Origin of the sequence: Hymenobacter sp. ISL-91 (assembly GCF_018613725.1) — a bacterium.
Taxonomy (GTDB): domain Bacteria; phylum Bacteroidota; class Bacteroidia; order Cytophagales; family Hymenobacteraceae; genus Hymenobacter.
Map to the genome: position 1 here is coordinate 12,217 of NZ_JAGGPS010000007.1, position 21,887 is coordinate 34,103.

A 21,887-nucleotide genomic window follows, 5' to 3' on the forward strand; every position below is an offset into this window, starting at 1 on the left:
GCCGGTGCAGACAGCGCGTTGAGCGTACCAATTCACGGCTAGCGGGTGCAGCTACTCGCAGAGGTGCAGGGCAAATAGCTCGAAGTAGCGGTACTCGAACAGGTCGTTGAGGCGGTAGCTGTAGGCCAGGTCGAAGGGCCGGTTGCCGAAGCGCAGATGGCGGATGTACTTGCGCAGAATGGTGAACAGTTCCGAGTCGTGCATCAGGTCGCCCCAGATAACAACCGGGTCCTGGTCGGGGTCGAGCTGCAGCTCCTGCATCACCAGAATAACGTAATAGATCAGGTCTTCGGGCGTGCTGAAGGGATACACGTTGCAGAGCCGCGGCTGCTTGCCCTGCATCACCAGTATCGTTAGCTGGCCGGGGCCAATGCTGAGGTAGATGCGGCTGGGCCCGTTGGCTTCGCTCTGCTGCGCCACACCCTGCAGCAGGGCGCTGGTGCGGTGCACCAGCCGGCCGGCGGGGTAACTCTGCCCAAACCAGCTGGTCAATTCCCGCTCGGCCGCAAACAAGCTCACAATGTCCAGCCCGCCATGGGCGTAGGCATGTACCGACTCGTGTTCGGAGCTAAGGGCATGATGCAGGCCCAGGTAGGTAGCCTCGTCGCCGGGTCGGAACAGGGCGGCAGGAAGTAGTGTGAAAGCCCGGTTATGCACGGCCAGCCGCACCCGGTGCCAGCCGCTACGGCCCAGCAGGTCGTGCTCGGCGGCCAGCGCCGCCAGTTGCTGCGCATAGCTGACCCCGGCTTCGGGGGCAGTATACTCTTCCAGCATCAGAAACTTGTTGCGCCGCGCATCGGCCACGCCCAGGCGCAGGCCGGCCGGTCCGGCCGTGATATACAGGTTGTAGGCGGCCAGCTGCTCGGGGTCCAGCGTTTCGTCGCGCAGGCGGTGCAGGGCCGCCGGGGCCAGAGAAGCAGGAGCAGAAGTTGACATGGGCAGCAGTGGGAGAGAGGGTAAACTATATAGAGCCAACGCACCCGTCAGGCCGCGTTCCAGCCTTTAAAGGTACAAAGGGCCGGGTTTTACTGAAACCGGATTTGCGGAATGAACACGTCGTCGGAGCTGATGAGGTCGCGCAGTACCGGATGCACCTGCCGGGGCAGCAGCTGCCCTAGCTGCCGCGGACTCACGAACTCCAGCTGTGTAAGTAGCTGCTCGTCGGGGTCGTGCTCGGGGTCGTGGCCGAGGTGGGGCAGGGCACTGGCATCGAGGGGCTGCACCTCAAAAAATAGCTCTAGCGCCTGCAAACCCGGCCCCTGGTACTCGTGCAGGTGCAGAAAGCGCCCCACCGTTACGCGCAGGCCGGTTTCTTCCGCAAACTCGCGTTGCAGGCACTCACGCAGCGTTTCGCCAAACTGCCAGCCCCCGCCCGGCGGCGACCAGAACGGCAGCCCATCGGGCAGCAGGCCGCGGTGGGCCGTGAGCAGCAGGGCGCCCTCGCGTACCAGCAGGCCGCACACCCGCACCCGGGCCCGGCCGGCGTAGGCCGCCAGCAGTTCGGTGGGCGGTACAGTTGAAAGAGCATCCATGAGCGCGCAAAGCTACAGTATGAAGCAGTAACGCGTTCGGCAGCTCGATATTTCGTTTGTCAGCTTCCCAAAATGATGCGCCTCAAGCGCGTCGAAAGCCCCAACTTTGCGCCCATGACATCATTCCCCGATTCTTCCGCCGAGCCCCTCGAAGCCCTGCAAGCCCGCATCCGCCGCAAGCTGGTGCGCCAGCACTTCATGCACCACATCGGCGCCGACCTCACCCTGATTGAGCCCGGCCGCGTGGAGGCCGAGTTGCTGCTCAAAAAGCAGCACCAGCAGCACACCGGCTTCGCCCACGGCGGCCTGGTAGCCACGATGGCCGATTTGGTGGCCGGCTTTGCGGCCGTTACGCTGGTGCCCGAGGGCACGGGCGTGGTCACGGTCGAGCTCAAAACCAGCTACCTGCACCCCGGTGTGGGCCAGCGCCTGCGGGCTGTGGGCTGGGTGCTGAAAGCCGGCCGCCGCCTGCATTTCTGCGAGTCGGAGGTCTGGTGCGACGATAAGTTGATTGCCAAAGCCACCGCCACAATGGCCGTTATCGAGCCGGTTAGTTGAGCTACAAGCGGCAAGCCACAAGCTACAAGCTGATGGTTGAACGTCAGCTTGCGGCTTGTAGCTTGCCGCTTGTAGCTCAAAGATGGGGTATCTTTGTAGAGTATGCTAAGTGTCAGAACTCCATCCGTCCGCGACTATTTTCCCTTCGAGCCCACCCAGGACCAGGCCGCCTTGTTTCAGCAGCTCGATGGGTTTTTGAAGGATGATTTACCGGGCCGCAAGGCATTTGTGCTGCGGGGCTACGCCGGTACCGGCAAAACCACCGTGGTAAGCGCCCTCGTGCAGTGGCTACACCAGATGGGCCGCAAATACGTGCTGATGGCCCCCACGGGCCGCGCCGCCAAAGTTATGGGCACCTACTCGGGCGTAGCCGCCAGCACCATTCACAAAAAAATATACCGTCAGACCAGTGGCCAGCCGGCCCAGGGCCTCACGTTTCAGCGCCAGCCCAACCGCGCCCAGGACACGCTCTTCATCGTTGATGAGGCCTCGATGATTTCCGATGAGAAGGCCTTCGGCTCGACCGGCCTGCTCGACGATTTGATGAGCTACGTGTTTGAAAAAACGTCGAACCGCCTGCTGCTCATCGGCGACACGGCCCAGCTGCCGCCGGTGGGCCAGCTGCTCAGCCCCGCCCTCGACCCCGACCTGCTGCGCGACCGGTTCCGGGCCGAAGTGGGTTCGGTGGAGCTGCGCCAGGTGATGCGCCAGGCCGAAAAGTCGGGTATTTTGATGAATGCCACCGTGCTGCGTGAGGAGCTGCGCCAAGCTGAGCCCAACATTCAGTTCTTCACCAAAGGCTACCCCGATATCTTTTCGATGGGCACCGACAAGCTCGAAGATGGCCTACGCTGGGCTTACAAGCACTTCGGCTACGAGAACAGCACCATCATCTGCCGCTCCAACAAAAACGCCAACCAGTACAACCAGTACATCCGCCGTATCCTGTTCGAGGCCGAAGACGAGATTGAGTCGGGCGACTACCTGATGGTGGTGCGCAACAACTACTACTGGCTCCCGCGCGACTCCGACATCGGCTTCCTAGCTAACGGCGACTTCGTGCAGGTGGTCAAAATCATCCGGCTCACCGAGGAGTTCGGCTTCCGCTTTGCCGACGCCCGCGTGCGCCTCGTCGATTATCCCGACGAGCCCGACCTGGAGGTAAAGCTGCTGCTCGACACGCTGCACACCGAAAGCCCCGGCCTGCCCGCCGACCGCAACAAGGCCCTCTATGAGGCCGTTAGCGAAGATTACAACCACCTCACCACCAAGAAAGAAAAAAGTGCCGCCCTGCGCAAAGACCCGTTCCTGAACGCGCTGCAAGTGAAGTTCGCCTACGCCCTTACCTGTCACAAGGCTCAGGGCGGCCAGTGGCAGGCCGTATTCGTCGACCACGGCTACCTGAAGGAGGATATGGTGAACTCCGAGTTTGCCCGCTGGCTTTACACGGCCGTTACCCGCTCCTCAGAAAAGCTGTTCCTGCTTAATTTCAACCAGAAGCTGCTCGGCGACCCGGCCGAAGAGTAGCGCAAGCCATTACTAGGGCTGATGTGGCTCGGGCAGACAGGTCGAAAAGCTGGCCCGAAACTTGGCGGGCGAATTGGAGTGGAATTTTTCGTACTTTCAACTGTCATTTACCTATTTGCCTTATGAAAAATGTTCTTTTTCTGGCTCTGTCGCTGTCGGTGATGGGCCTGAGCGCTCAGGCGCAATCCGTGAAGCCGGCCAATGCCCAGGCGAAAGTAGCCGGTGCGCAAATCCAGTTTGAGGAAAGCAAGTTCGAGTTCGGAGCCGTAAAAACCGGCGCTGTTGTCGACCACACCTTCAAGTTCAAAAACGTGGGCACCCAGCCGCTGGTCATTTCCAACATCGGCGTTACCTGCGGCTGTACCACGCCCGAATGGACGCGTGAGCCCATTATGCCCGGTAAGTCGGGTACGGTGGTAGCCAAGTTCAACACGGCCGGCAAGTACGGTATGCAGAACAAGGTGCTGACCATCGAGTCGAACTCGGTAGGCGGCAACGCCATGGTGGCCTTGGTAGGCGATGTAAAAGAGGAGGGCGCTGCTATGAAAGCTGCTGAGTCGATGGTTGACCAAAGTGCCCCTGACGGCAAGCAGAAACTGAAGATGGACGACAATAAAATCAAGGCCAAGAAGAAGTCATAAGCGGATTCTTGCATAAAAAAGGCGCTTCCCTGCGAGGGGAGGCGCCTTTTTTATGCAAGAATCCGCTTATGACTATCAGAACAAAAGCAGATAGCTGTCAGCTAAAAGCCAGCAGCTGAGAAAGCCTACAGCTGCCGGGCGGCCAGTAGCAGCATAATCCAGCCGGCAATGAACAGCACGCCGCCAATGGGCGTAACGGCCCCGAGCTTGGTAATGCCCGTGAGGCACAGCACGTAAAGCGAGCCGCTGAAGATAAGGATGCCGCCCAGCCACAGCCAGGCCACGGTGCCTAGGCTCTTCAGTTCCGGCCGCATCAGCAGCAACAGCCCAATGCCCAGCAACGCCAGCGTATGGAAAAACTGGTAGCGCACGGCCGTTTCAAACGTCTCGAAGCGGCCGGAGTCTTCCAGCATCTTGCGTAGCCCGTGCGCCGCAAAGGCTCCGATGCCCACGCTCAGAGCGCCCAGCAGCGCGGCTAGTTGAAGGATGATTTTAGCAGTCATGTGGTTGGTTTTTGGTGTGTGGTCTGAGGGAGAAGGTCCGAAAAAGGCCTGTCATCCTGAGCATGTTGCGCTTGGAGCAAGGACGAAGGACCTTATCACGTTAAAACGAGCCGTTGTTGCGTGGTAAGGTCCTTCGTCCTTGCTCCAAGCGCAACATGCTCAGGATGACAGATGAGCTTCAAACCTCATCGGCGCCCAAAAATAGCGCTGCCCACCCGAACCAGCGTGCTGCCCTCACGGATGGCCAGCGGATAGTCGGCGCTCATGCCCATCGACACCTCTTTGAACGTGGGCTCATCGGAAAAAAACAGAGCCTGGAGCTTATCGAAGTAGCCGCGCAGCTGCCGGAACTCGCGGCGCACCTGGTCCTCGTCGTCGGTGTTGGTGGCAATGCCCATTACGCCGGTCAGGCGCACCTGGCGCAGGGCCTGGTACTCCTCGGAGCGCAGTATTTCCTCGGCTTCGGAAAGCGTGAGGCCGGTTTTGGTGTCTTCGTCGGCAATGTGAAACTGGAGCAGGCCTTCGATTACCCGGTCGTGCTTGGCGGCCTGCTTCTCGATTTCCAGCAGCAACTTCAGGCTGTCCACGCTCTGAACGGTGTGCACGAAGCCGGCAATGTACTTGACCTTGTTAGTTTGCAGCTGCCCGATGAGGTGCCACTGCACATCTGCCGGTAGCTGGGGTTGCTTCTCAGCCATTTCCTGGGCCCGGTTCTCGCCGAACAGCCGGCCGCCAGCGTCGTAGGCTTCCTGCAGCAGCGCCACTGGGTGGGTTTTGGTAACGGCCACCAGCCGGGCGTTGGTGCCGGCCAGGGTGGCTTCGATGCGGTGGAGGTTTTCGGCAATGGACATGCGGGCAAGTTCGAGGTTTTGGTGGGAAAGGGCGTCGGTTTGGTGGGCGCTCTGAGCGCCGCTGCTTCGTAAGTAACTTGGGAAGCGGCTGTTGTGTTGGAACCGGCTCAGCTCTGTGTTTTTATGCACCGGCCACGGCGGAGCATAACATAACGTTGATTAATCAACTGCCAACGATGCTTACTCCAACAAAACAGATAATTAGAACCAAGGATCATCTGGGTACGGGTACTATGAATAAGGTTTTGAGTCAAGAGGAAATCGGGGAATTGCTTGGTTTATATGCTGCAATTAAGAATCGGTTTGCTGAACTGTTACTTGAAAGAAAGCTGCAGAAGCCCGGGCTTCTTGCGTTTCTGAGTGATCTGCTGTCATCCAAACGCACCAATAGCAGCCTGGCTCTACCTCTCTGGAGACAGGAAACGGAAGATATTATCAGGACACTTGCCGCCCATGATAGGCAGGAGTTGGCGTCGCTGATGAACCTGCACGCTTTGAACGCCGCTATAGAAGCCGCACGTTTTCAGGATTCAAATCTGGCCCGGTATGCGGAGGCGCTACGCCGCTTTTCAGAAGAGGCCAGAAACTTTATAGCCAAGCAATAAGCAACCTTTTCATTCCTGCCCCAAAGTCCGTATCTTTGCGCCCCTGCCAGGGTGGCGGGCCGGCGCTTTGGCGTTGGGTATCAAGCAAAAACGCGTTCCGGGGGTGGGCCCTGCGCCGGACGTGTACATAAGGGCCACTGCAACCATCATGGCAGAATTAGTTGACAATTTCGACTGGGACAACGTAGACGCCAGCGGCTTCGGAGGTAACTATACCGCCGAGCAGCGCGCCGAAATGGAGGAGATGTACAGCGGTACACTCACCACCGTTCAGGAAGAAGAAGTAGTAACCGGCACCGTAGTTGGCATGACCGACCGCGACGTGATCCTGAACATCGGCTTCAAGTCCGATGGTCTGGTGCCCCTGTCCGAATTCCGCGACCTGCCCGACCTGAAGGCCGGCGACACGGTGGAAGTATTCATCGAGGAGCAGGAAAACGCCAACGGCCAGCTTATCCTGAGCCGTAAGAAAGCCAAAATCAAGCAGGCCTGGAAAGCCATCTACGACGCACTGGAGAATGATTCGGTGCTCGAAGGCGTGGTGAAGCGTCGCACTAAAGGCGGCCTCATCATGGACCTCGACGGCGTAGAAGCCTTCCTGCCCGGCTCGCAGATTGACGTGAAGCCTATCCGTGACTTCGACATCTATGTGGGTCGTCGCATGGAAGTGAAAGTGGTGAAAATCAATGCCGCTTTCGATAACGTAGTGGTATCGCACAAGGTGCTCATCGAGAAAGACCTCGAGAAGCAGCGCGAAGCCATCCTCAACAACCTGGAGAAAGGCCAGATCCTGGAGGGCGTTATCAAGAACATGACCAACTTCGGCGTGTTCATCGACCTCGGCGGTGTCGACGGTCTGCTGCACATCACCGACATCTCGTGGGGCCGTATCGCCCACCCGAGCGAGGTACTGCAGCTCGACCAGAAGCTCAACATCGTGGTGCTCGACTTCGACGAGGCCAAGAAGCGTATCAGCCTCGGCCTGAAGCAGCTGACCCCGCATCCGTGGGATTCGCTGCCCGAGGACATGGGCGTAGGCACCAAGGTGAAGGGCCGCATCGTGAACGTAGCCGACTACGGCGCGTTCATGGAAATCATCCCCGGCGTAGAGGGCCTGATCCACGTATCGGAAATGAGCTGGAGCCAGCACCTGCGCAACCCGCAGGACTTCATCAAGCAGGGCGACGTAGTAGAGGCTCAGATTCTGACCCTCGACCGCGAAGACCGCAAGATGAGCCTCGGCATCAAGCAGCTCAGCGAAGACCCATGGACGCGTGGCGACTTCGCCGACAAGTACGCCATCGGCAGCAACCACAACGGCTTGGTGCGTAACCTCACCAACTTCGGCCTGTTCGTAGAGCTGGAAGAGGGTGTTGACGGCCTCGTGCACGTTTCGGACCTGTCGTGGACCAAGAAGATCAAGCACCCATCCGAAATGGTGAAGGTAGGCGACCGTCTGGACGTGGTAGTACTGGAGCTGGACGTAGCCAACCGCCGCCTGGCCTTGGGCCACAAGCAGCTGGAGGAAAACCCATGGGATACGTTCCAGACGGTGTTCACTCCCGGTTCGGTACACACCGCTACCATCATCGACAAGAACGACCGTGGTGCGGTGCTCGAATTGCCTTACGGCATCGAAGGCTTCGCTTACCCCAAGTCGCTTCAGAAAGAAGATGGTTCGATGGCTGAGAACGGCGAATCGCTCGAATTCCGCGTGATTGAGTTCTCGAAGGACGACCGTCGCGTTGTGCTTTCGCACCAGGCTGTGTACAACAAGCAGGCTGAAGAGGAAGGCCGCGCTGCTAAGTTCGCCAAGAAGAAGCCGTCGGCTGGTGCCGCCGGTGCTGCTTCGCAGGGCGAAGGCAAGCTGAGCGACATGAAGAAGACCACCCCGGCCGAGAAATCGACCCTCGGTGACCTCGACGCTCTGTCAGCTCTGCGCGACAAGATGATGGACAACGAGTCGTAAGACTTCGCGTTCAGTGTAAACAGGAGAGGCCCCGGCGCAAGTCGGGGCCTCTTTTTTGGCTATTAGCTTATAGCTGTTAACCGTTAGCTTTTCGTGCTACATTGCTGCTCGCCAACGACGACGTGTATGCGGGAACAGAAGCTATCAGCTAAAAAGAAGCTACACGTCACCAATGACTTACCCGCGTACGGCACAAAAAACGCGCCCGGGCTTTGGCTGGCTTCAGATTAAGACGTATGTTTGCATCCTCAAAGCCCTCCTGGTGACGTGACCGAGCGGCTAGGTAGAGGTCTGCAAAACCTCCTACGGCGGTTCGAATCCGCCCGTCACCTCTCTTTTTTGCTCATTGGCTGAACCCCGGTTGATTCGTTTCAATCGGGGTTTTTTGCGCGTCAGGATTTTATATATTTGTCGGGATACCGAAAGTTTAGATTAGCCATTTCATGCATGAAAAGCCGTAACAATGACTGTACTTTTTACAATGCAAAGGCAGTTGATTTCAACTCGAATACTACTCTTATTGTCCGTACTGCTGCTGGGCCTTACAGCCTGTAGTAAGTCTGACGAAGAGGCCGAGCAACTCAAAAGCGAATTAGCGGGTACCTGGAACATAGTCAGTACCCGCTCAGCTGTGTACGATGGCCAAGGCAAAGAGCTTTATAACCCACCAGCAATAGCAGGGCAGCCGGGCGACTACTGGATTTTCACCGATGATAATATTGCGCAGAAGTTCTACCAAGAACAACTGCAAATTGATGGTCGTTACCGTTTGGATGGAAACAGCGTGTTTGTAACTGATGGGCAGCAGGCCACAACTACTTATCTAATCAAAAACATAACTAGCAACTCCCTGACGCTGGAACTTACCAATCCGGGCAACGGCAACAACAAAGTTGTCCATACCACTGTATTATCTAAGCGACTTTAATATCGGTTTGGGTCACATCTATTCATTATGGCCCCGGTTGATTCGTTTCAATCGGGGTTTTTTGCGCCCACATGTAACCAGCGGGCAGCGCAGGGAGCGAAGTGTAACGCTGCCACACAACTACGGTTTTTTGGAGCGAAATTTAGCGGCCTGGCTGTAGTTACCCCATGCTTTATCCGTACATTCCGTTCCTGCGTAGAATGCGTACCAACCTGTCCTCTCTCTTCTCTTTCTCTTTATGAAAATTGTGAACCTGCGCACTATGCGCGGCCCCAGCTTCTGGTCTGTTAAGCATTACCGTTTGATTGTAATGAAAGTGGATTTGGAGGATCTGGCCGACAAATGGTCGAGCAGTATCCCGGCGCTGGCCGAGCAATTACCCGGTCTGCTTCCCCGCCTAACCGACGCACCACCTTCCGACGCAGATAAGGCGATACTAAAGAAACCCCCGCTAACGGCCGAGCAACTCACCGACGGCGAACCGCTGGGCTACGTGCTGCAGCACGTGGCACTGGCCCTGCAGCGCACAGCTGGCATGCCCGTGTTTTGGGGTAAGTCGTATCCAGCCGAGCACGAGCCGGGGGTGGAGTTTGTGGTATTTGCTTACCAGGAAGAGCGGGCTGGCCGCATGGCTGCCGAGGCTGCCGTGCAGCTCGTTGATGATATCTGCCAAGGCCGGCCGGTGAGCATCGAGCGCACGATTGAGGAACTGCACGAAATCAGGGAAGAAGAATTCTTTGGACCCAGTACCTGGAGCATTGTATCGGAGGCGGCCTCGCGTAATATCCCTTACATCCAGCTCAAAAACAGCAGCATCATTCAGCTGGGCTATGGCGTCAACCAGAAGCGCATCTGGGCCACTACCACCAGCTATACCAGCCACGCCAGCGTGGAGGTAGCCGGCAATAAAAACCGCACCAAGGCCATGCTCGACGCGGCCGGTGTGCCTGTTCCCAACGGCACCACGGTGTACTCGGAAGACGAATTGCGGGAGGCCATTGAGGAGCTTGGCTTCCCGATTGTTACCAAACCGCTCAACGGCAACCACGGCCGCGGGGCCACCATTGGTATCAAGAGCTGGGCCGAGGCAGTAGACGGTTTCCAGGCCGCCCAGCAGCATTCCAAAAATTCGCGGGCTGTTATTGTGGAGCAGCTGGTGCAGGGCCACGACTTCCGGATGCTGGTAGTAAATGGCAAACTGATTGCCGCTGCCAAGCGCACCCCGGCCGCCGTAACCGGCGACGGCCAGCATACCATTCAGCAGCTGATTGATAAAGTAAACGAAGACCCACGCCGGGGAGTAGGCCACGAGAAAGTGCTCACCAGCATCAAGGCCGACCAGCACACTCAGGACTTACTGCTCACCCAGAGCCTGACGCTGGATTCGGTGCTGCCTGCCGGGCAGGAGCTGTACCTGAAAACCACGGCCAACATCAGCACTGGCGGCACGGCCACCGATGTAACCGATCTGGTGCATCCGTACAACGTGCTGATGGCCGAGCGCGTGGCCGGCATAGTAGGTCTCGACATCTGCGGCATCGATCTGCTAACTTCCGATATTGCCATTCCGCTGAACGAAACCCGCGGTGCTGTAATCGAGGTAAATGCAGCCCCCGGCTTCCGGATGCACATTTCGCCCACCCAGGGGCTGGCCCGCAACGTGGCTGCTCCGGTTGTCGATATGCTGTTTCCGGCGGGTAGCAAAGCCCGGATTCCGATTTTTGCCGTTACGGGCACCAATGGCAAAACTACTACTACGCTGCTGCTGGCCCATATTGTGGCGGCTAAAGGTTACAAAGTAGGGCACACCACCACCAACGGTATCTATATCCAGGGCGTGCAGCTGCAGAGCGGCGACTGTACCGGTGGCCAGAGTGCCGAATTTGTGCTGAAGGACCCCACGGTGAACTTCGCGGTACTCGAAACGGCTCGCGGCGGCATGCTGCGTTCGGGACTCGGCTTCCATACCTGCGACGTAGCCATTGTAACCAACGTGGCCGCCGACCACCTGGGCCTGCGTGATATTTATACGGTGGAGGATATGGCGGCCGTGAAGGGCGTGCTGCCCCGCACGGTGCGCAAAAACGGCTGGGCCGTGCTCAACGCCGATGACGACCTGGTGTATGCCATGCGCGAGAAGCTCGACTGCCGGGTGGCCCTGTTCAGCATGGATGAGCATAGCCCCCGCATCCGGGAGCACGCCGAGCATGGCGGGCTGGCCGCGGTGTACGAGGAAGGCTACATTTCCATCTACAAGAACAGCTACAAGCTGCGCATCGACCGGGCGGCTGAGTTCCCGGTTACGTTTGGCGGGCGGGCAACGTTCAACATCGAAAACGCCATGGCGGCGGCCCTGGCCTGCTACTGCTACGGCTTCGATAAGGATGATATCAAGTCGGCGCTCCGCACGTTTGTGCCCTCGGGCGTGAAAACGCCGGGCCGCATGAACGTGTACAAGTTTCCGGACTTTGAGGTGATTGTAGACTACGCCCACAACGCCCACGGCATGGAGAAGTTCGCCCAGTTCCTGGAGGCCACTGAAGCCACCCACAAGGTAGGCGTGATTTCGGGCCTCGGCGACCGGCGCGACGAAGACACGCTGGGCTTTGCGCGTATTGTAGGTCGGGTGTTTGATGAAGTGGTACTACGTCAGGACCGCGACCTGCGCGGCAAAACGGCCGAGCAGCTACGTGAGCTGATGACCGAAGGCCTGCGCCTTGACGCGCCCGATATTCCCATCACGTACATCGAAAACGAGATGGAAGCCATGGACCATGTGTTGCAAAACGCCCGGCCCGGCTCGCTGATTGCCATGTTCACCGAGGACATTAAATCCACGCTGCAGAAACTCGACGAGTTCGAGGCGCAGATCACGGATTAGCACGGATTTTAACTGATTTCACGGATTTTGTAGCTGGCCTTTACGGCATCCGCATCCGACGAAAGCAAAAAGCCACCTCGCAAGAGGTGGCTTTTTTAATCGGCTACAAAATCCGTGAAATCCGTTAAAATCCGTGCTAATCCGTAATCCTACTTGAGCGTGAAGGTGGTTTTTCCAATCAGTACGCCGCCTTCATACAGCTCAACGGTGTGCAAGCCGGTTTTGTAGGCGGCTCCCTTGGCGTAGGTGAACTGCACAGGCTGACGGGTATTGTCGTACACGATGTCCTGTTTGGCCGTATAGAACGCCTCGGAGCCGTCAATCATGAACGTGCCACCGCCGGTGCTCAGGTTGTAAAGCGCGGCGCCATCCGGCTCAATCAGGCGCATCATAATTTCCTTGGTTTCCTTCGGCGACACGTCGTTGCGGGCCAGGTTGAAGGTTACCTTAATTTTCTCTACCCGGCGGGCTTTGAACTCGTTATCGGTGTCTTCCTTCTCCTTATCGCGGCTGTTCACCACGTTTACCCGGATATTCTCGGCCTGCAGGCGCGAGGCCACGGCCACCTTCTGGCTCAGCTCCTGGTTGGAGCGCACGACCGACGAAATAGTATCGGTCAGCTTGTTCTGGCGCTCTTTGAGGGTAGTGGTTTCGGTGTACAGCGCTTCGTTGTCGGCTTTGAGCTGAACAATTTCTTCGTCTTTCTTGCGCAGCTGGGTTTCAAAGTTGGCCGCCCGCTGCTTGAAGCGCTGCTGCTCGGCCACGCTGAAGCTGCTGGCCCGGAAGGAGCGGAGCTTGAGCAGATCGGAGTTGATCTGGGCCAGCTTGGCTACCAGCGAGTCGTTGGCGAGGCCCATGCCCTGTACTTCCTGGCTCTGGCGCTCGTAATCGGCTTTCAGCGACTCGTACTGCTTGATCTGGTCTTCGAGCTTGGCGTCCTTGCTTACCACATCAGCCTGGAGCAGTTCGTTCTGCTTGCTCTTCTGCTGGTTCATGTAGAACAGAAAGCCGTTGATGCCCAGCAGCACCAGAACGAGGGCCCCAATCAACAGAAAGCGGTTATTGTTCTTCGGTTCGGGGCTCTGATCTTGTTCCATAGAGAAAGGGGTTTGGTGGAGGTCCGGACAGTCCGGACGCGGTAGTACCTTTGGGCAAAAATAACGGAGTTTGCTACCCCGGCAAGTGCCGAAGGTACAACCCCGCCACGAAATGCAGCCTGTACCCGCTCTCGATACCGCCTACTGGCAGCAGCGCTACGAAATCGGCCAGACCGGCTGGGATGCAGGAAGCATAACCCCCCCGTTGCGTGAATATTTCAACCAACTGGGTTTGCCCGACAGCCGCCGCATCCTTATTCCGGGGGCCGGCCGCGGCTACGAGGCCGAATACCTACACCGCGCTGGCTGGCCCCAGGTGTTTGTAGCCGACCTTGCCCCGGCGGCCCTACAGGACCTCCAGGCTCGTGTTCCCAGTTTTCCGGCGGACCAGCTGCTACTGGCTGATTTCTTCGCGCTGGAACCGGCCCCGCCCTTCGACCTCATCGTGGAGCAGACCTTCTTTTGCGCCCTCGACCCCGCCCTGCGGCCCGCCTATGCCCGCCAGTGCGCCCGGCTGCTGCGACCCGGCGGCACGCTCATGGGCCTTCTTTTCGATACCGAGTTTACCCAGGCCGGCCCGCCCTTCGGGGGCTCGCGCGAGGAGTACCGCGCCTACTTCGAGCCGTATTTCGATTTCGAGCACTTCGCGGCCGCTACCAACTCGCTGCCACCCCGCCAGGGCCGGGAGTTGTTTATCTGTTTGAAACGGAAGGCCACGCTGCCCGAATAGGCGCACAAACCAGTTCTCCTTACTTTCTCTGTCCTTAAATACCCAAGCTCATGCTAGAAGCCCTTGCCAACGCGCTGCCGCACTTTCGTAACACCAATTCTGGTCAGTTTTTTCTGATGGCTGGCCCCTGCGTGATTGAGGGCGAGGACATGGCGCTGCGCATTGCCGAGCGCATCCAGCACATCACCGATAAGCTCCAGATTCCCTTCATCTTCAAAGGTTCGTACCGCAAAGCCAACCGCTCGCGCCTCGACTCCTACACCGGCATCGGCGACGAAAAGGCCCTGCGCATCCTGCAGAAAGTAAGCCGCGAAATCGGCGTGCCCACCGTCACCGACATCCACGAGTCGGGCGAGGCCGCTATGGCCGCCGAGTACGTGGACGTGCTGCAGATTCCGGCTTTCCTATGCCGGCAGACCGATTTGCTGGTGGCCGCGGCCCAGACCGGCAAAGTGGTAAACGTGAAGAAAGGCCAGTTTCTGAACGGCGAGGCCATGCAGTTTGCGGTGGACAAAGTGCGCCAGTCGGGCAACGATAATGTGTTGTTGACGGACCGCGGCAACTCGTTCGGTTACTCCGATCTGGTGGTCGATTTCCGTAACCTGCCCGCCATGCGCGCCTTCGGCGTACCTGTTATCATGGATGTTACGCACTCCTTGCAGCGTCCTAACCAAAGCAGCGGCGTAACCGGCGGCCAGCCCGCGCTTATCGAAACCATTGCCAAAGCCGCTATTGCCGTGGGTGCCGACGGCCTGTTCATCGAAACCCATCCCACACCCGCCACCGCCAAATCCGACGGCGCCAACATGCTGCCCCTCGATCAGCTGGAAGACCTGCTGACCAAGCTGACACGAGTGCGCGAGGCAATTCGTTGAGCAGCCAGTAGAAGACCGTCATTCAGAGCGAAGCGAAGAATCTCGCGTGCAATAGTAACTCCTGATACTATTGCACGCGAGATTCTTCGCTTCGCTCTGAATGACGGTCACCACTAATCAAGCCCCAAACACCCGGCTTAACTCCAACAGCTTATCCACGGGGTTATCAAAGCGTAGGGTGAAATGCTGGCGGGGCAGGCTGGGGCGGAAGAAGACGAGGCTGATGTAAAACAGGTCGACGGTGAGCGTGACATCGGGGTGCTGGCGGATGGCCTCCCAGGCCCGTTCCATTTCGGCCGACCAGTGGATGTCGTCGAGTACGAAAACGCTGTTGGGCGTGCGGTGGGCGTTGAGCTGCTCGAAGTAACGCAGCGTGGGCTCGTAGCGGTGGTTGCCATCGAAGAAGGCAAAATCGACGGGCGCGGGCAGGGCCGCCAGGGTGGGGGTGAGGGTGTCGTCGAGGTTGCCTTCGATGAGTTCGACGTTTTCGGCGCCCACGGCCCCGAACGTCTGGCGGGCCACGGCCGCCGTAGCGGGGCAGCCCTCGAAGGTGAAGACTTGGGCCCGCGAGTCGGCCAGGGCGAGGTAGGCAGTGGTGAGGCCCAGTGAGGTGCCCAGCTCCACGATGGTGCGCGGCTGGTAGTGGTTGACGAGCCGGAACAGCAGCTGCCCCAGCTTCGGCGGCTTGGCGGCGGTGCGGGCAATGTCGCACAGGCGACGAGAGCGGCCCGCCCCGGCCACCCGCGAGCCGGCCCCGAAGTCGCGCACCGTAATGGCGGTAGAATCGGCGAGTAGGGCAGCCCGGCGGGCCTCTACGGCCTCGTAGGCGGCAAACCGGCCCGAGTGGTGGATAACGTGCGCGTACAGGCCGAATACGAAGGGCGAGTGCAGCCCGTGGGCGTTGCCCGAGCGCCCCAGGAAGCGGAGGTAGGTGAGAATCTGGAAAAGCAAGGCGGGGCAGCGGGAGGTTAGGGTTTCAGGCCGAAAGGTAGAAACCGTTTGTCATCCTGAGCGGCGCGAAGGACCTTACCGGGTCAAAACAACCGTAGCAGCGCCTCGTTTCAACCTGATAAGGTCCTTCGCGCCGCTCAGGATGACAGAGAGGTTTTTAGTTTCCAGCCCACAAAAAAGCCGCCCGAAGGCGGCTGTAAGCAGTTCAAAGCCAATCTAACGCCTTAGTTGAGTCGGTAAGGCACGATGAGCGTGAACTCCGGAATTTCGACGTCGAATTCGCTGCCGTCCATGATGCGCTCCATCTGGTAGGTGCCGCGCATCTTGCCCACACCCGATTTCAGGTTGCAGCCCGACACATACTGGTGCGACTCGCCGGGCTCCAAAACCGGCTGCTGGCCCACCACGCCTTCGCCTTCCACCTCGCGCACCACGCCATTGGCATCCGAAATAAACCAGTGGCGGCGCAGCAGCTTCACGGTATATTCGCTGTTGTTGCGAATATCAATTTTGTAGGCAAAAACGTAATGCTCCTGACCCGGGCTCGAATAGTCGGGCAAATAGTTGGTGGTAACGCTGACGGTTACGCCCTGAGTGGTGGTCGTATTCATAACGGCGGAGTTCCAAAAGAGAAAAAAGCTAACAGTGCGGGCCCGGGTTTGGTTTACTTGCCTTCCTCTACGCAGTCCGGGCTGCCAATGCCGTCTCAAACTAACACAAACTAACAAATAATCCTGGTTCGCATGTCGGTTAAGATTGAAGAAAGCTGGCGGCAGGTGCTGGCGCCCGAGTTCGAGAAGCCCTATTTCCAGCATCTGATTGCCTTCGTAAAGGGCGAATACGCTACGGCCGAAGTGTTTCCGCCCGGCCCGCAAATTTTCCACGCCTTCGAGGCCTGCCCGTTCGATAAGCTGAAAGTGGTGATTCTGGGCCAGGACCCCTACCACGGCCGGGGCCAGGCCCACGGCCTGAGCTTCTCGGTGGCCGAGGGCGTGCGCACGCCGCCTTCGCTCCAGAACGTGTTCAAGGAGCTGGCCACCGATTTGCCCGACACGGCTCCGGCGCCCAATGGCAACCTCGACCGGTGGGCCCGGCAAGGGGTGCTGCTGCTCAACGCCACGCTTACGGTGCGCGCTAAGGAGCCCGCCAGCCACCAGAAGAAAGGCTGGGAGCAGTTCACCGACGCTGTTATCCAAGCCATTTCCGACCAGAAAGAGCACGTCGTGTTCATCCTCTGGGGCGCCTCGGCCCAGAAGAAGGGCGAAGTCATTGATGCCCGCAAACACCTCGTGCTCAAGGCCGCTCATCCCTCGCCCTACGCCGCCGACCGGGGGTTCTTCGGCAGCCGCCCCTTCAGCCAGACCAACGCCTACCTACAGCAGCACGGCGAGGCGCCGATTCAGTGGTGAATCACAGATGGTGCAGATAAAGCCGCGGATAACGCAGATTCGTTCTGATAGCGGATTCGTTTCTAACTGGTTGAACGAATCTAACTACATCAGAACGAATCTGCGTTATCCGCGGCTTTATCTGCACCATCTGTGATTTAGTGCACTAAGTTGAACAGGCGGTTCCAGCGGATTTTGCTCAGGAAGCTGCCGTTGGGGTCGACGGACATCCAGATGAGCACGGCTTTGCCCACGATGTGGTCTTTGGGTACGAAGCCCCAGAAGCGCGAGTCGAGCGAGTTATGGCGGTTGTCGCCCATCATGAAGTAGTAATCCTGCTTGAAGGTGTAGCTCGTGAGTGGCTGCCCGTTCTGCAGAATCCGGCCTGTGCCATCGACGGTGATGCCCTCGTTGTGCTCGTAGCGGGTGATGATTTTCAGGTACTGGGGCGTATTCTGGGCCGTCAGCTGCACGGTCTGGCCTTCCTTCGGAATCTGGAGGGGGCCATAGTTGTCTTTGTTCCAGCTCGGATAAGGTGCCGGCGACAGAGACTGACTGTAGGGATAGTCGGGGTTGTTGGGGAACACCTCCTGGCCCTCGCGCTGGCCTACGGGGGTTTTCAGCTCGATGATACCCTTCACGTAGGGTTGCTGCTTGAAGTAGGCGTACGAAGCCGGGGTCATGCTGATGAGGTAGCCCGGGCCGTACTCGGCGCTGTTTTCCTGGATGGGCAAGCCGTCGGGCATGTTGTACTCTACAATGCCCTGCTCCTTAAAGGCCGTCATCAGCTCGTCGCTGGGCTGGGGCACCTGCAGGTAGTAGCTGTTCTGCATCTCAGGGAAATTCTCGGCCGGCTTCCCATTGATGAACACCTGGCTCTGGCGCACTTCGAGCACGTCGCCGGCTATGGCCACGCAACGCTTGATGTAGTTGGTGCGCAGGTCGGCGGGGTGCTCGGCCTCAAAAGGCACATTAAACACCACCACGTCGTTGTTCTTCACCTCCGAAAAGCCCGGCAGCCGGTAGCTGGGTAGCTGGATAGCTTCGGAATAGCTTTTCAGGCTGGTACCCCAGACGGTCTGGTGGGTGAGGGGTACCTGCAGCGGCGTTTGGGGCGTGCGCGGGCCGTAGTGCAGCTTGCTCACAAACAGGTAGTCTCCTACCAGCAGCGTGTGCTCCATGCTGGGCGTCGGGATGGTGTAGGCCTCAAACGTGGCCCAGCGGATGAGCGTGGCCGCAATTACGGCGAACAGAATCGCGTCGCCCCACTCCCGAATCGGACCCTTGCGTTTCTTGGCCACAGGTACGGTGCCGCCCGCTGGTGCCGCGCCTGCCGGATTCTTTTCGAGATATTTCTCCCAGGATTGTACTGCCATGATGCAAATGAGCCAGAAAAAGCGAACTGCCGGCCAAAGCCGGAACGCTACGGATTAAACAATGGAAGATGCGAAATAATGCGCGAACTGCGAATAAGTGGCTTGGTGAATGCGTGATGTTGGGCGGTTATCGCACGGGGTAGGGGCGGGGCTTGTCCCCGCCCGCCGCTAACGCCGTAGAACGGTTTTCGTTGAAACGGTGCGAACGGCGGGCGGGGAAGCCCCGCCCCTACAGCACTCGTTCACCTACAGCCCCAGCAGGTCGTTCATTCCGAAAACGCCCTGGCGGCCGGGCAGCCACTCGGCGGCCAGCAGCGCGCCCTGCACGAAGCCTTCGCGGGTGTGCGCCTCGTGCTTTAGCTCAATCGTGTCGGCGGGACAGGAGTAGGTAACAATGTGGGTGCCGATAACCGCGCCCTCGCGCTCCGAGAGCACCGCCAGCTCGTGCGCCTCGCTGGTAGCCTCGTTGCGCCAGGTGGTTTTACCGGGGAAGTGCCGCAGAATGCCTTCTGCCACGGTCAGGGCCGTGCCGCTGGGCTGGTCAACTTTCTGGGTGTGATGGATTTCGCGCACCTGCACATCGTACCCGCCGAACTGGTGCATTTTGGCGGCCATATACTCGCTGAAGTGGAAAAACAGGTTCACGCCCACGCTGTAGTTGGAGGCGTAAAACAGCGGGATGCCGGTTTGCTGGCTCAGGGCCTTCGCCTCGCCGAAGTGGTGCAGCCAGCCCGTAGAGCCGCACACCACCGGCAGGCCGGCCCGCAGGCAAGCCGCCACGTTCTGGAACGCCGCATCAGGATGGGTAAACTCAATGGCCACGTCTACCTGGGCCGGCGTGAAATCGGTAATGCGTACCTCGGGCCGGCTGGGGTCGATGATGCCGGCTATCTGGTGGCCCCGGGCCCGGGCCTGAGCTTCGATGGCCCGGCCCATTTTGCCGTAACCGATCAGGAGAATATTCATGGAGAAGCTAGGAGTTAGAAGCTAGGAGATAGAATGGCATGTGGTTGTATTGTAGGAGAGCTGAGAGCAAGCAGGCAAAAACAGAACGGCGTATTTGATTCCGGCTCCTATCGCTCAACTTCCGGCTCCTCACTTTACAGACAGCGTGAGGGCCAGCCCGGCGCGCGGCGCCTGGCCCGGGCTGGGCAGCAGGGCCGGGTCGAGGCGCAGGCTAAGGTCGTCGCTGACGTCGAAGTTGCGCAGGTGGGCGTCTACCAGCGCGTCGAGAATGGTGATGCCATACACCACGGCCGTGTAGGCAATAAACGTGTCGCGGTTGCGACGGTAGAAATTGACGCCCCGCTGTACATTGGCCGCACTCGTTTCCTGGCTTACCCGTTTGCCCTCCAACTCGCTGATGGCCATATCCGGGTTGTCAATCAGTTGATTTTTACCGTCGGCGTACTCGCGGTAAGCTGTTTGGTAGAAAAACAAGCCGTAGCCCACGCCACCCAAGCCGCCATACACCAGCGGCAATTTCCAGTAGCGGCGGTTGTATACCTGGCCCGCGCCGGGCAGTGCCAGTGCCAGCAAAGCTGCTTTCTGGGGCCGCGTAACCCGCATGCCCAGCAGCCGCGCGGTGCGCCGCGCCGAATCGGAGGCAACTGGCCGCGCCGCTACCTGCACCGAATCGGTTCCGGCGGTAACCACCTGGGCCGGAGCCGCCGACGGCCACAGCGCAGCCACGGGTAGGGCCAGGGCAAAAAGCAGAGAAAAACGGAGACGAAGCATACAGACGGAGTTGAAGCAAGCCGCGCGAACGGCCGGAAAACCGGACAAATACGACCGGCTTCCAGCCAACGCACTGTGCAGGGCCCTTGGTATAAAGTGCCGGCTGCGGCTAGGAGGGCTGCAGAATGTGCAGAATGCGCTGCATGTCCTCTACCGAATCGAAGGCAATTTTGATTTCGCCCCGACCCTGCGGCCCTGGTTTCACCAGTACCCGGCTGCCAAAACGCTCTGAAAGATGGCGCTCGGTCCGCTTGATTTCGGCTACTGGTACCACCGGCTCGGGTGCGCTACCCGGTTTTTTCTCGGTTTCGCCACCCGCGCCGCCGCGCACCAGCTGCTCTACCTTGCGCACCGACAGCTCCTCGGCCACAATGCGCCGGAACAGGGCCAGCTGCTGGTCCATGCTCTCGATGCTGATGAGGGCGCGGGCGTGGCCCATGCTGATAACCGTGTCGCGCAGGCCGATCTGGATATCGGGCGGCAGCTTGAGCAGGCGCAGGTAGTTGGTTACGGTCGAGCGGTTTTTTCCCACCCGGTCGCCCAGTTCCTCCTGCTTGAGGTTGCACTCGCTCACCAGGCGCTGGTAGCTGAGGGCAATTTCGATGGCGTTGAGATTTTCGCGCTGGATGTTCTCAATCAGGGCCATTTCCAGCATCTGCTGGTCGTCGGCCTTGCGGATATAGGCCGGAATGGCATCAAGGCCAGCCAGCTTGGAGGCCTGCAAACGCCGCTCGCCCGAAATAAGCTGGTAGGAGTTGGTGCCCGTCTGGCGCAGCGTAACGGGCTGGATAATGCCCTGCACCCGGATGCTCTCGGCCAGCTCGCGCAGCGCGTCCTGGTCGAAGTGGGTACGGGGCTGGTAGGGGTTGGCCTGGATCTGGCCCACCGGAATCAGGCCCACCGAGTTGACGGGGTGGGGCACCAGGCCGCCCAGCCGCTCACTCTTTTTCTCGTAGCTACCCTCAATCAGGGCGTTCAGGCCGCGGCCCAGGCCACCTACCCGGCGCTTAGGGGCGGCGGCGGCGGTGTTCTTCTCTTCGTTTTTTTCAGACATACCTGCATGCCGCCCTCACCCAATAGCACGGAGCAAAAGCGGGAGTCAAAAATACACAAACAAGCGGGATGGCGGGATAAAAATGTTCCACGCTGACAGAAAAACCGTGAAACACACGGCAATGAGCTACTTAGCCGGCAGAATTCGTTAGCTCCTTACAGCTCAGGTTGCGGCTCTGCAATGGAAAAGCGCCCAGCCTGCCAGCCCCGGCCCGCCAGGCTAGGGCTGCCGGAACGGCCGGCGCTTAAAGCTGACATTGCTCAGCAAATCCTTCTCGTACACCGCCAGGCAGTTGGTGCGGAATTTCGGCGCAAACGGCTCGGAGCCGGGCTGCAGCTGCCTGGGCGCGGACCGGGCCGCAGCGAAGAAATACACCTTGGTGTTGCCGTACTTGGTATAAGGCATGTATTCGCCGTACTGCTCCATTTCGGCCCAGCGGGCGGTATCGGCCACCGTTACGGCGTAAATGCGCTGCACCGGGCCGGTATTGTTCTCATTGCGGTACAGGGCCACCTCCGTGAAGCCGCCGGCCAAATCCTGGGGGCCGGGCTGGGTCAGGGCATCGAACACAAACCACAGCAGCAACGCCACTGCGGCCGCAACCAGCAGGTATTTAGGGCGCAGCTGCATTTTCAATTAGGCTTACTAAGTATCTAATGTATAACGCGAGTTGTAGGGGCGGGG

22 protein-coding genes and 1 tRNA gene are annotated in these 21,887 nt (G+C 59.1%); 11 read left to right on the forward strand and 12 right to left on the reverse strand.

Going from position 1 to position 21,887, the window contains the following annotated elements; all coding sequences use genetic code 11:
- Nucleotides 1-51: 51 nt before the first annotated feature.
- Both J7E24_RS02900 and J7E24_RS02905 read right to left on the reverse strand, forming a co-directional pair.
- The gene (locus tag J7E24_RS02900; protein WP_215134952.1) at nucleotides 52-936 is read right to left on the reverse strand and encodes a DUF3822 family protein; all 885 of its coding nucleotides are present in this window, start codon (nucleotides 934-936) and stop codon (nucleotides 52-54) included.
- Between the two features lie 89 nt (nucleotides 937-1,025).
- Nucleotides 1,026-1,532: an NUDIX domain-containing protein gene (locus J7E24_RS02905; protein ID WP_215134954.1), complete on the reverse strand. Its 507-nt coding sequence runs from the start codon at nucleotides 1,530-1,532 to the stop codon at nucleotides 1,026-1,028.
- Between the two features lie 72 nt (nucleotides 1,533-1,604).
- On the opposite strand from J7E24_RS02905, the gene J7E24_RS02910 reads away from it, so the two are divergent.
- The 3 genes from J7E24_RS02910 (at nucleotide 1,605) to J7E24_RS02920 (ending at nucleotide 4,258) form a co-directional block, all read left to right on the forward strand.
- Nucleotides 1,605-2,090 (forward strand): PaaI family thioesterase, encoded by a 486-nt coding sequence (locus J7E24_RS02910; RefSeq protein WP_251046991.1) that lies wholly within the window; start codon nucleotides 1,605-1,607, stop codon nucleotides 2,088-2,090.
- A gap of 102 nt (nucleotides 2,091-2,192) precedes the next feature.
- Entirely contained in the window at nucleotides 2,193-3,617 is a 1,425-nt protein-coding gene (locus J7E24_RS02915) for an ATP-dependent RecD-like DNA helicase (protein ID WP_215134956.1), read from the forward strand.
- Between the two features lie 122 nt (nucleotides 3,618-3,739).
- A complete protein-coding gene (locus tag J7E24_RS02920; RefSeq protein ID WP_215134958.1) occupies nucleotides 3,740-4,258 on the forward strand; it encodes a DUF1573 domain-containing protein in 519 nt (172 codons plus the stop codon).
- Nucleotides 4,259-4,383: 125 nt separating this feature from the next.
- Here J7E24_RS02920 and J7E24_RS02925 read toward each other — a convergent pair whose 3' ends face one another.
- Together J7E24_RS02925 and J7E24_RS02930 are read right to left on the reverse strand one after the other, a co-directional pair.
- A complete protein-coding gene (locus J7E24_RS02925; RefSeq protein WP_215134960.1) occupies nucleotides 4,384-4,761 on the reverse strand; it encodes a DUF423 domain-containing protein in 378 nt (125 codons plus the stop codon).
- Nucleotides 4,762-4,946: 185 nt separating this feature from the next.
- Nucleotides 4,947-5,612, reverse strand: a complete 666-nt coding sequence (locus tag J7E24_RS02930; protein WP_215134962.1) for a YggS family pyridoxal phosphate-dependent enzyme — start codon at nucleotides 5,610-5,612, stop codon at nucleotides 4,947-4,949.
- A 176-nt stretch (nucleotides 5,613-5,788) separates the two neighbouring features.
- Between J7E24_RS02930 and J7E24_RS02935 the strand changes: the two genes are divergently transcribed.
- From J7E24_RS02935 to cphA, 5 genes are all read left to right on the forward strand, one after another.
- A complete protein-coding gene (locus J7E24_RS02935) occupies nucleotides 5,789-6,217 on the forward strand; it encodes a hypothetical protein (RefSeq protein WP_215134963.1) in 429 nt (142 codons plus the stop codon).
- A 148-nt stretch (nucleotides 6,218-6,365) separates the two neighbouring features.
- Nucleotides 6,366-8,186 carry a 30S ribosomal protein S1 gene (rpsA, locus tag J7E24_RS02940; protein ID WP_215134965.1) on the forward strand — a complete coding sequence of 607 codons (1,821 nt, stop codon included), beginning with the start codon at nucleotides 6,366-6,368 and terminating at the stop codon, nucleotides 8,184-8,186.
- 261 nt (nucleotides 8,187-8,447) lie between these two features.
- Nucleotides 8,448-8,518: transfer RNA gene (locus J7E24_RS02945), tRNA-Cys, on the forward strand.
- A gap of 188 nt (nucleotides 8,519-8,706) precedes the next feature.
- A complete protein-coding gene (locus J7E24_RS02950) occupies nucleotides 8,707-9,114 on the forward strand; it encodes a lipocalin family protein (RefSeq protein ID WP_215134967.1) in 408 nt (135 codons plus the stop codon).
- A gap of 238 nt (nucleotides 9,115-9,352) precedes the next feature.
- Nucleotides 9,353-11,995, forward strand: a complete 2,643-nt coding sequence (gene cphA, locus J7E24_RS02955) for a cyanophycin synthetase (protein WP_215134969.1) — start codon at nucleotides 9,353-9,355, stop codon at nucleotides 11,993-11,995.
- A 149-nt stretch (nucleotides 11,996-12,144) separates the two neighbouring features.
- Here cphA and J7E24_RS02960 read toward each other — a convergent pair whose 3' ends face one another.
- Nucleotides 12,145-13,092, reverse strand: coding sequence for a hypothetical protein (locus J7E24_RS02960; protein ID WP_215134971.1), 948 nt, complete (start codon nucleotides 13,090-13,092; stop codon nucleotides 12,145-12,147).
- 112 nt (nucleotides 13,093-13,204) lie between these two features.
- Between J7E24_RS02960 and J7E24_RS02965 the strand changes: the two genes are divergently transcribed.
- Nucleotides 13,205-13,822: a methyltransferase domain-containing protein gene (locus tag J7E24_RS02965; RefSeq protein ID WP_215134973.1), complete on the forward strand. Its 618-nt coding sequence runs from the start codon at nucleotides 13,205-13,207 to the stop codon at nucleotides 13,820-13,822.
- A gap of 50 nt (nucleotides 13,823-13,872) precedes the next feature.
- Nucleotides 13,873-14,697, forward strand: coding sequence for a 3-deoxy-8-phosphooctulonate synthase (gene kdsA / locus J7E24_RS02970; protein WP_215134975.1), 825 nt, complete (start codon nucleotides 13,873-13,875; stop codon nucleotides 14,695-14,697).
- Nucleotides 14,698-14,814: 117 nt separating this feature from the next.
- On the opposite strand, the gene J7E24_RS02975 is transcribed toward kdsA, so the two are convergent.
- Both J7E24_RS02975 and apaG read right to left on the reverse strand, forming a co-directional pair.
- Nucleotides 14,815-15,648 (reverse strand): O-methyltransferase, encoded by an 834-nt coding sequence (locus J7E24_RS02975; protein ID WP_215134977.1) that lies wholly within the window; start codon nucleotides 15,646-15,648, stop codon nucleotides 14,815-14,817.
- A gap of 224 nt (nucleotides 15,649-15,872) precedes the next feature.
- Nucleotides 15,873-16,259 (reverse strand): Co2+/Mg2+ efflux protein ApaG, encoded by a 387-nt coding sequence (gene apaG, locus J7E24_RS02980; RefSeq protein ID WP_116942034.1) that lies wholly within the window; start codon nucleotides 16,257-16,259, stop codon nucleotides 15,873-15,875.
- 132 nt (nucleotides 16,260-16,391) lie between these two features.
- Here apaG and J7E24_RS02985 point away from each other — a divergent pair, with 132 nt between their 5' ends.
- Nucleotides 16,392-17,057, forward strand: a complete 666-nt coding sequence (locus J7E24_RS02985; RefSeq protein WP_215134979.1) for a uracil-DNA glycosylase — start codon at nucleotides 16,392-16,394, stop codon at nucleotides 17,055-17,057.
- Between the two features lie 137 nt (nucleotides 17,058-17,194).
- On the opposite strand, the gene lepB is transcribed toward J7E24_RS02985, so the two are convergent.
- From lepB to J7E24_RS03010, 5 genes are all read right to left on the reverse strand, one after another.
- Nucleotides 17,195-18,412 (reverse strand): signal peptidase I, encoded by a 1,218-nt coding sequence (lepB, locus tag J7E24_RS02990; RefSeq protein ID WP_215134981.1) that lies wholly within the window; start codon nucleotides 18,410-18,412, stop codon nucleotides 17,195-17,197.
- A 246-nt stretch (nucleotides 18,413-18,658) separates the two neighbouring features.
- Nucleotides 18,659-19,378, reverse strand: a complete 720-nt coding sequence (dapB, locus tag J7E24_RS02995) for a 4-hydroxy-tetrahydrodipicolinate reductase (RefSeq protein ID WP_215134983.1) — start codon at nucleotides 19,376-19,378, stop codon at nucleotides 18,659-18,661.
- Nucleotides 19,379-19,507: 129 nt separating this feature from the next.
- A complete protein-coding gene (locus J7E24_RS03000; RefSeq protein ID WP_215134985.1) occupies nucleotides 19,508-20,149 on the reverse strand; it encodes a DUF5683 domain-containing protein in 642 nt (213 codons plus the stop codon).
- A 109-nt stretch (nucleotides 20,150-20,258) separates the two neighbouring features.
- Nucleotides 20,259-21,203 (reverse strand): ParB/RepB/Spo0J family partition protein, encoded by a 945-nt coding sequence (locus tag J7E24_RS03005; protein ID WP_215134987.1) that lies wholly within the window; start codon nucleotides 21,201-21,203, stop codon nucleotides 20,259-20,261.
- Between the two features lie 219 nt (nucleotides 21,204-21,422).
- On the reverse strand, nucleotides 21,423-21,833 hold the full coding sequence (locus J7E24_RS03010) for a hypothetical protein (protein ID WP_215134989.1): 411 nt from the start codon (nucleotides 21,831-21,833) through the stop codon (nucleotides 21,423-21,425).
- Nucleotides 21,834-21,887: the final 54 nt, after the last annotated feature.